At 60.2% G+C, this 8,603-nt stretch carries 7 protein-coding genes; 3 read left to right on the plus strand and 4 right to left on the minus strand.

Going from position 1 to position 8,603, the window contains the following annotated elements; all coding sequences use genetic code 11:
- Positions 1–238 (plus strand): hypothetical protein (locus ACTM82_RS08595; protein WP_441088541.1); only part of this gene is annotated, 238 nt, incomplete at its 5' end.
- On the opposite strand, the gene ileS is transcribed toward ACTM82_RS08595, so the two are convergent.
- The gene (gene ileS, locus ACTM82_RS08600) at positions 239–3,016 is read right to left on the minus strand and encodes an isoleucine--tRNA ligase (protein WP_441055778.1); all 2,778 of its coding nucleotides are present in this window, start codon (positions 3,014–3,016) and stop codon (positions 239–241) included.
- A 510-nt stretch (positions 3,017–3,526) separates the two neighbouring features.
- Here ileS and ACTM82_RS08605 point away from each other — a divergent pair.
- Positions 3,527–4,615, plus strand: coding sequence for an iron-containing alcohol dehydrogenase family protein (locus ACTM82_RS08605; RefSeq protein ID WP_427793784.1), 1,089 nt, complete (start codon positions 3,527–3,529; stop codon positions 4,613–4,615).
- A 130-nt stretch (positions 4,616–4,745) separates the two neighbouring features.
- Here the strand turns inward: ACTM82_RS08605 and ACTM82_RS08610 are convergent, their stop codons facing one another.
- Together ACTM82_RS08610 and ftsH are read right to left on the minus strand one after the other, a co-directional pair.
- Positions 4,746–5,198 (minus strand): DUF523 domain-containing protein, encoded by a 453-nt coding sequence (locus tag ACTM82_RS08610; protein ID WP_441055772.1) that lies wholly within the window; start codon positions 5,196–5,198, stop codon positions 4,746–4,748.
- Between the two features lie 75 nt (positions 5,199–5,273).
- A complete protein-coding gene (ftsH, locus tag ACTM82_RS08615; protein ID WP_195838531.1) occupies positions 5,274–7,166 on the minus strand; it encodes an ATP-dependent zinc metalloprotease FtsH in 1,893 nt (630 codons plus the stop codon).
- Positions 7,167–7,258: 92 nt separating this feature from the next.
- Between ftsH and ACTM82_RS08620 the strand changes: the two genes are divergently transcribed.
- The gene (locus ACTM82_RS08620; RefSeq protein ID WP_441055774.1) at positions 7,259–7,744 is read left to right on the plus strand and encodes a cob(I)yrinic acid a,c-diamide adenosyltransferase; all 486 of its coding nucleotides are present in this window, start codon (positions 7,259–7,261) and stop codon (positions 7,742–7,744) included.
- A gap of 85 nt (positions 7,745–7,829) precedes the next feature.
- Here ACTM82_RS08620 and ACTM82_RS08625 read toward each other — a convergent pair whose 3' ends face one another.
- Positions 7,830–8,459: an MATE family efflux transporter gene (locus ACTM82_RS08625; protein ID WP_441055776.1), complete on the minus strand. Its 630-nt coding sequence runs from the start codon at positions 8,457–8,459 to the stop codon at positions 7,830–7,832.
- Positions 8,460–8,603: the final 144 nt, after the last annotated feature.

Below are 8,603 nucleotides of genomic sequence, written 5' to 3' on the forward strand. Positions count from 1 at the left end.
GGCGGACCGGGACGGGTTAACGGCAGGCCCCGCCGACCGATTGCAAGCGGTCGGCGGGGCCATTGTGGCTCTTGACAGCGGATTGGGTCATATGAGCGAAAACCCGCCAGAGCGAGCAAGGTGCCTTGAAGCAAGGCGGCATAGACCTTCTGGTCATGCCGCCGAAGCTGAAAGGCAGATTGCTGCTCTGGCGGGTTTGCAGCGTCAACCTGTTACGCGGTTTGGTAAAACCGCGTAACTACAAGGCATTCGCGCAGCGCTCGCAGATATGCGCGTGACCGTTGTACTCGCCGACGGTGGTGCGATAGTTCCAGCAACGGTCGCAGCACTCGCCCTCGGCGGCCTCAATAGCAACGGAAAGCTCCTCGCCCTGGGTTAGCTCAACATCGGAGACGATGTAGAACTCGGCCAGATCGACGGCCTTGTCGCCGGTCAGCAGCGCATACATCTCGGCGGGAACGACCGCCTTGACGCGGACCTGCTGGCTCTTGGTGAAGGTACCGACGGAGCGGGCATCCTCAAGGGCCTTGGTCACAGCGCTACGGAGCTCGAGCGAGGCCTCGAGCACGCCCTCGAACTCATTGGCCTCGTCGACCGTGATAGGCGACTTGTACCAATCGAGCAGCGCGGCGTACTTCTGGTGATCGACGCAGCCGGCGGGCGCATAGGCCATGGCCTCGTCGACCGTGTAGGACAGGATCGGCTGCAGGTCGCGCATGAGCATCGAGAAGAGCTCGGCCAGCACGGTTTGGGCGCTGCGACGCTCGAGCGAGCCGGGCTTGTCGCAGTACAGACGGTCCTTCAGGGCGTCGAGGTACACGTTGGAAAGCTCGGTAACCACAAAGTCGTAGAGCGCACGGTAGGCGCGCGGGAACTCGTAGCTAGCGTAGGCGTCGTCGACCTCGGCCTGGACCTGGGTCAGACGGGCAACCATGAGCTTGTCGAGCGGCAGCAGGTCGGCAAAGGCGACGCCGTCGGTCTCGGGCTCAAACTGACCCTCGAGCTCGGAGAGCAGGAAGCGCAGCGTGTTGCGGAAACGACGGTAGGCATCGGACGTACGAGCAAGGATCTCATGGTCGATGGAGACGTCGGAGCTGGTATCGACCGAGGCGACCCACAGGCGGATGATATCGGCGCCCATCTCGTCGCAGACCTTGTTGGGGTCGATGACGTTGCCGAGCGACTTGGACATCTTGCGGCCCTGGCCATCGAGCGTGAAGCCCTGCGAGACGACCGCCTTGTACGGAGCGTGGCCGTTGGCACCCACCGAGGTGAGCAACGAGCTCTGGAACCAGCCGCGGTGCTGGTCGGAGCCCTCGAGGTACACATCCGCCGGGTACTCAAGCTCGGGGCGATACTCGCAGACGGCCTTCCAGGACACGCCGGAGTCCCACCACACGTCGAGGATGTCCTTATCGGCCTTGAGGTGATGGCCGCCGCACTTGGGGCAGACGCAAGCCTCGCCCAGGTAGCTCTCGGGAGCGTCGGTGAACCAGGCGTCGGAGCCCTTCTCGTGGAAGAGCTTGATGACGGCGTCGAGCGTGGCGTCGTTCATGACCTTCTCGCCGCAGTCGGCGCAGGTGTAGCTGGGGATAGGCACGCCCCAGTTGCGCTGACGGCTGATGCACCAGTCGGGACGCTGCTCGACCATGGCACCGATGCGGTTGGCCGCGTGGGCCGGATACCACTTGACGTTCTCGCGGATCTCTTTGCCAGCCTGCTCGCGCAAACCGGTCTTGTCCATCGAGACAAACCACTGGTCGGTAGCACGGAAGAGCACCGGGTGCTTGCAGCGCCAGCAGTGCGGATAGCTGTGCGTGATCTTCTTCTCGAGGACCAGGGTGCCGCGCTCGCGCAGGAACTCGATGATGTGCGGATTGGCCTCGTCGGTATCCATACCGCTGAAGGGGCCACCGGTACCAAACTCCTCGCCGGTGTAGAACTTACCGTCGTCATCAACCGGCATGCAGATATCGGTGATGCCCTCCTTGAGGCAGGCGAAGTAGTCGTCGACGCCATGGCCGGGCGAGTTGTGGACGATACCGGTACCGTCATCGACGCCGACGTAATCGGCCAGCAGCGCCACGCCCTCGACGCCGTCAAAGATCGGCTGCTTGTAGTGGATGTGGTGGAAGGTCTCAGCGGGAACCACATAGGGCTTACCGTCGACCATGACCGGGGTGTACTCCCAGCCAAACTCCTCACAGCACTTGGGAGCCAGGTCCTCGAGCATGACCTCGGCACGGCCATCGTGCTCAACGGCAACATAGGCGGCGCCGGGCTTAAGGGAAACGGCCTGGTCGGAGGGGATGGTCCACGGCGTGGTCGTCCAGATGATGAAGTCAACCGGGCCGTCGAAGTTCTCGAGACCGGCAGGCTTAGTGGTCATCTCAAAGCGCACGAAGATGGACGGGCTCGTCTCGTCGGAGTACTCGATCTCGGCCTCGGCCAGCGCGGTGTGGCAGTGCTTGCACCAGTGGACGGGCTTATGACCGCGATAGATCATGCCCTTGTCGAACATGGCCTTGAAGACCTCGATGTCGGCGGCGTCATGCTGGTGATAAAGCGTCAGATACGGGTTGTCCCAGTCGCCAAGCACGCCCAGGCGACGGAAGCCGGCCTTCTGCAGCTCGATGTTCTCGACAGCGAACTTATTGCAAAGCTCGCGGATCTTAGCCGTGGAGGTCTGGTTGAACTTCTCGGTGCCGAGCTTCTCCTCGACCTTGTGCTCAATCGGCTGACCGTGGCAGTCCCAACCGGGGACATAGGGAACCTCATAGCCCTGCATCATCCAGTAACGGTTGATCATGTCCTTAGAGATCTTGTTCATGGCGTGGCCGATGTGGATCGGGCCGTTGGCATACGGAGGGCCGTCGTGCAGCACGAACTTCTTGTGACCCTTGTTCTTCTTTAGAACTTGCTCGTAGACCTTGTTGTCCTGCCAGTCCTTGAGTCGCTTGGGCTCGGACTTGGAAAGACCGGCACGCATGGGAAAACCGGTCTTGGGCAGATTCATCGTCTGCTTGTACTCGTTTGCCACGGTACCCCTTTCTTGTCATGGGCGCGCACGCCCTCTGGGCACCAAAAAAGCGCCCGTCCCTGCAAGCTGGGACGAAGCGCCACAAGACAGGCAGTCTGCCCGTAAAAGCTCTTCGCTTAACCACCCAGCTTAGATGCCCTCGCCCGCGTCGCCGCGCGCTCGCATCCGTTACTCGGCTGGCCTGTATCGACGACCATCTCGGCGATATCTACTAAGACGTGCCTGCGCGGCACGTCCGTTGGGACCGCAGCTCCGGGGTGATTTTCATCGGTCGCATGCACGGGTTCTCAGCGCTCCCCGCTCTCTGTAGCATGCGGACGGCCGACTACTCGTCCCCATCAACGCTTATGCGGAGTATGCTAGCACGTTCCGCGCCGACGAAAAACCCTCAACACTGGTTTTATACGTTCGAAATTTCTCGCGGATGTGGGCCTTCTCTAGGAGCAAAATACCTGAAAGCACTTTATCGAACGAAAGAAGGTTGCTATGCGCACGATCGGAATGAGCGACTATACCGTCGGCGAGGACTGCTTCGACGAGCTTCCCGGCGCGCTGGCCGAATACGGAGCGACCAAGGTCGCAATCATCGGTGGCAAGCGAGCACTGGCTGCAGCACTTCCCGGCATCGAAGCCGCGCTGGCAGGCACCGGCGTCGAGGTTCTGGAGACGCGCGTCTACGGCACCAACAGCACACGCGCCAATATCGCCAAGGTCGTAAACTCCCCCGCCTGCCAGCAGGCAGACGTGCTCATAGCCTGCGGCGGTGGCAAGGCGCTCGACACCGTCAAGACGGCGGCCATCGAGCTCAAGAAGATCGTCTTTACCGTGCCGACGATTTGCTCCAACTGCTCCGCCGCGACCGCCATTGCCGTTGTCTACAATGACGACGGCTCGCTCGAGGGCTATTCGTACCCCAACCGCCCCGCGCACATCTTCATCAACCCCAAGATCATCGCCGAGGCACCGGCAGAGTACTTCTGGGCCGGCGTAGGCGATGCCCTGTCCAAGCAGCCCGAGGTCGAGTACGCCACGAGCGCCGGAAATTTGGAGCACACCGCCGGTCTTGGCCTGGCACTCGCCCACACCTGCTCCGAGCCGCTGTTTACCTATGGCGTCCAGGGTCTTGAGGACGTGCGCCAGGACCTGTCGAGCGAGGCCGTCAAGCAGATCGCGCTCGATATCGTGGTCAACACGGGATATGTCTCGAACCTGACCAACCAGAACGATTACTACTACAACTCGAGCGTCGCACACGCGTTCTACAACGCCACTTGCAGCATTCCGCGTGAGGGCACCTACCTGCACGGCGAGGTCGTAAGCCTGGGCGTGCTGGTGCTGTTCGCCTACACGGGCGACACCGAGAACCTTGAGCGCTACGCGGCCTTTAACAAGCAGATGGGCCTGCCCGTGACGCTTGAGCAGGTCGGGCTTTCCGAGGCCGATATCCCTGCCCTGTGCGAGTACGCGCACGCCACCAACGAGTGGAAGCAGGGTAACCCCGAGCCCTTCACCGACGAGAAGTTCGCCGCCGCCATCAAGGCAGCCAACGCCTACGGCCACACCCTCCTCGCCTAACCTACCAAAAAGGGACAGGTTTATTTTGGCAGGTTTTATCTGGGCAAACGCCATTGAACATCTGTTGAAATCGTTTAGCTTGCCAGTAAAGGGGGCGACCATCTACTCGATGGCCGCCCCCATTCTTTTGCTATTCCAACATGCTCGGGTCAAATTCACTTGCGGGAATCACACGGTACCCGTGGCGCAGGAGCAGGTCGACGAAAACGCCGTTGCCCGCGGTGAGCGTGCCGCTAAAGGTGCCATCGTAGATGCGACCTGCACCGCACGAGGGACTACGGTCCTGTAAGATGCACGCGGCGATCTCTTCCGGCCCACCCGCCTGCTCGCACATGTCGAGCGCACGCTCAGCACCCAGGCGAAACTCACGATCGACCGAGGCGCCCTCGCAGGAACGGACTTCGCCGTTCACAATCTCGGACGGCTTGCGCGGCGTGGGCAGACCGCCAAAAACCTCTGGGCACACGAGGAGCACCTCGGTTCCCGTACGCTCGCAAGCCTCGACCAGCTCGCGATGGTAATTATCGAGCCCGTTATACTTGCAGCTCTCGCCCATCAAGCAGGCACTTACCACGATCTTCATATACAACTCTTCCCAAGCAAAACGCCCCATTTGAGGTGGACACTCAAATGGGGCGAAAGCACTGCGCAACTAGTATTACTGCTGCTTTGGCATCAACGGATTCTCACGCGTGAGGAGATTCATAAACTCCTCGCCCGTGATCGTCTCCTTCTTGTACAGATAACGAGCCAGCTCGTGGAGCTTAAACTTATTCTCCTTCAGGATCTGCAGGGCGCGGTCGTGCGCATCCTCGATCAGCTTGGCGACAATCGCGTCCACGCGCTCGGCCGTACCGGGGGCGCAGGTGAGCGACGTATCCTGGTTAAGGTACGCGTTCTGCACGGTACCGAGCGCCATCATGCCAAACTCATCGGACATACCAAAGCGCGTCACCATGTTACGGGCAAGCTTGGTGGCCTGCTCGATATCGTTGGCGGCGCCGGTCGTCATCTCGCCAAAGATGAGCTCCTCGGCTGCACGGCCACCGCAATAGACGGCGAGCTTGTCCAGGATCTCCTGGCGCGTGGTCAGGAAGCGCTCGTCCTCCTCGACCTGCATGGTGTAGCCCAGAGCACCGCTCGTGCGCGGCACGATGGTGATCTTTGTGACCGGCGCAGAGCCCTTCTGGCGAGCAGCAACGATGGCATGACCGATCTCGTGATAAGAAACGACCTGCTTCTCGTGGTCGGACAGCACCGTGGACTTGCGCTGCTGACCGGCGATGACGACCTCCACCGACTCCTCAAAATCGTCCTGCGTGGCGCGTTTGCGACCCTCGCGGACGGCACGCAGGGCGCCCTCGTTGATAATGTTGGCCAGGTCGGCGCCCGAGGCACCGGGCGTGGCGCGGGCAATCGCGGTCAGATCGATCGGCGGCTGCGTCTTCACGCTCTTGGCGTGCAGCTCAAGAATGTTCTTACGGCCGGTCAGGTCGGGCAGCTCAACGGGGATGCGGCGATCAAAACGACCGGGGCGCAACAGGGCCGGGTCAAGGCTGTCGGGACGGTTGGTTGCAGCGAGGACGACGATACCCTTGTGGTTATCGAAGCCGTCCATCTCGGTCAGCAGCTGGTTGAGAGTCTGCTCGCGCTCGTCGTTGCCACTAAAGCCGCCGCCGTCGCGCTTCTTGCCAATAGTATCGATCTCATCGATAAAGACGATGCACGGGGCCTTTTCCTTGGCCTGCTTAAACAAATCGCGAACCTTGGCGGCGCCGCGGCCGACGAACATCTCAACAAACTCAGAGCCCGAAATACTAAAGAACGGCACACCAGCCTCGCCGGCCACAGCCTTGGCAAGCAGGGTTTTACCGGTACCCGGAGGGCCGACAAGGAGGGCACCGCGCGGCAGCTTGGCGCCAATCTCCTCGTAGCGCTGCGGCTTCTCCAGAAAGTCGACGACCTCCTTGAGGGACTCCTTGGCCTCTTCCTGGCCAGCAACATCCTTAAAGGTCACGCCCACGTCCTTGGAGGCAATCACACGCGCGCCGGACTTGCCCAGTCCACCGCCGCCAAAACCGCCGCCGCCAAAGTTCATCGACGGGCCGTCATCACCCATGGCCTTCTTCATGCGGCGGTTGAGCCACCAGCCGATCAGGAAGAAAATCGCCATGGGAAGAATGAGGGTGAGCAGGTAGTAAGTCATCAGACCCGAGTTCTTATCGGGAACGACCGACTCAAGCGAGGCGCCAGATTCAAGCACGCGATCGGTAAAGCCCGCATCATTCGGCACACCGGTCGTCTTGTAGGCGATGTTCTCGTCCTCGCCCTTCTTGGTGTAATAAATCGAGTAATCGTCCGTGTTGTACTCGACCTTATCGACGCTCTTCTTGTCGAGCGCTTTGACAAACGTCGAGTAATCGGTCTTCGTAATCTGCTGCGTGTGACCGATGTTGGGGAACAGAACGGTCGAGAGCACGAGGTAGACGACGAAGGCGATGAGCACGTAGAGGATCATATTCCGTCTACGTTTGTTGTCATCCATCTCCATCTGCTTGAACTCCATCTACTGGGGTTGATAATGCTAACTAGAATACCCAACCCGGCCGGCGATAAACCGACACCGGGCACGAAAGGACAGAGATGGCATCACTGGAAGTCGGCAAGGTTCAAATCTATACGGGCGACGGCAAGGGCAAGACGACGGCTGCGCTGGGGCTCGCGCTGCGCGCCACGGGCTATGGACTTAACGTGCTCATGCTTCAGTTTGCCAAGAAGCTTCACTGCGCCGAACATGACGCAGCTCCTCGATTGGGGCTTTGCATCGTACAAGCCGACCGCGAAACGCCCGAAGCCTGTGCCGCACAGATCATGGAGCTGGCGCGCGAGCAGATTAGCCATGTCGACGTGTTGATCTTGGATGAGCTGGGAGAAGCCATGCGACGGGGCTTTGTGACGCGCGAAGATGTCGAAGCGTTGATCGCGACGAAACCAACCACCACGGAGCTCGTGCTCACTGGCCGCGGCTTGCTGCCCCTCGCCGACCTTGCCGACCTAGTAACCGAAATGCGCCCCGTCAAACACTACTTCGACGAAGGCCTCCTAGCCCGCCAAGGCATCGAATACTAATTGATCCAAAGGGGACGGAGGAAAACGAATCATCGACATCACCACGGAGAGCAATGATCCGTTTTCCTCCGTCTCATACGGATCATTAGGCAGTGGCGAGGCCTAGCCAGTTGCCGCTGTGGTGGTAGATGGTGAACATCGTGGCCGTGATGAGCCAGGTTACGGGGTAAACCAGCAGCAGGAGCTCAAGCGACGGATCGAAAGGCATGATCGCAAACACCCAGATCACCCTGAGCACGACGGTGCCGAAAATCGTGAGAATCATGGGCTGCAAGCTCACGCCGGCACCGCGAATGGAGCCCGACGCGTTTTCGATAATCGAGAAAATCGCATAGAACGGCGCAATAAAATGAATGATGGTCGTGGTGTACGCCGAGATCGAAGCATCGTCGACAAACAGACGCGACAGAGGACCCGAGAACACCAGCAGCACGGCAGACAGGCCACCAATGAGCATAAACGACAGCACGAGCGACGTATGGTAGCCCTTGCGCATGCGCTCGTAGTTGCGCGCGCCAAAGTTCTGTGCCGAGAACGTGGTGATCGACACGCCAAGCGCCTCGGTAACCATCCAGACAATGCCATCTAAGCGGCCCGAAAGACCCCAAGCCGTGGTGACATCGGCACCAAACGAGTTGACCGACACCTGAATCAAGACGTTGGAAATCGAATACGCAGCAGACTGAAAGCCAAGCGGCAGACCACACGAGATCATGCTCTTGCAAATACCAGGATCAATGCCGAGTTTGGACAGACACTATGACCCAATCCGAGGGCACTAAAAAGATAGGAGCCCCCGCTCGTGACCGCGGGTCGGGGCTGCGACAATGATGTTGAAGTGCCATAGGCGCAGCCGCGC

Origin of the sequence: Collinsella sp. HCP3S3_E5, from assembly GCF_052067635.1 — a bacterium.
Classification (GTDB): Bacteria; Actinomycetota; Coriobacteriia; order Coriobacteriales; family Coriobacteriaceae; genus Collinsella.

Bases quoted from the DNA above. Each gene is read 5' to 3' on its own strand.
- ileS (WP_441055778.1), bottom strand. From the start codon at position 3,016: ATGAATCTGCCCAAGACCGGTTTTCCCATGCGTGCCGGTCTTTCCAAG.
- ACTM82_RS08605 (WP_427793784.1), top strand. From the start codon at position 3,527: ATGCGCACGATCGGAATGAGCGACTATACCGTCGGCGAGGACTGCTTC.
- ACTM82_RS08610 (WP_441055772.1), bottom strand. From the start codon at position 5,198: ATGAAGATCGTGGTAAGTGCCTGCTTGATGGGCGAGAGCTGCAAGTAT.
- ftsH (WP_195838531.1), bottom strand. From the start codon at position 7,166: ATGGAGATGGATGACAACAAACGTAGACGGAATATGATCCTCTACGTG.
- ACTM82_RS08620 (WP_441055774.1), top strand. From the start codon at position 7,259: ATGGCATCACTGGAAGTCGGCAAGGTTCAAATCTATACGGGCGACGGC.
- ACTM82_RS08625 (WP_441055776.1), bottom strand. From the start codon at position 8,459: ATGATCTCGTGTGGTCTGCCGCTTGGCTTTCAGTCTGCTGCGTATTCG.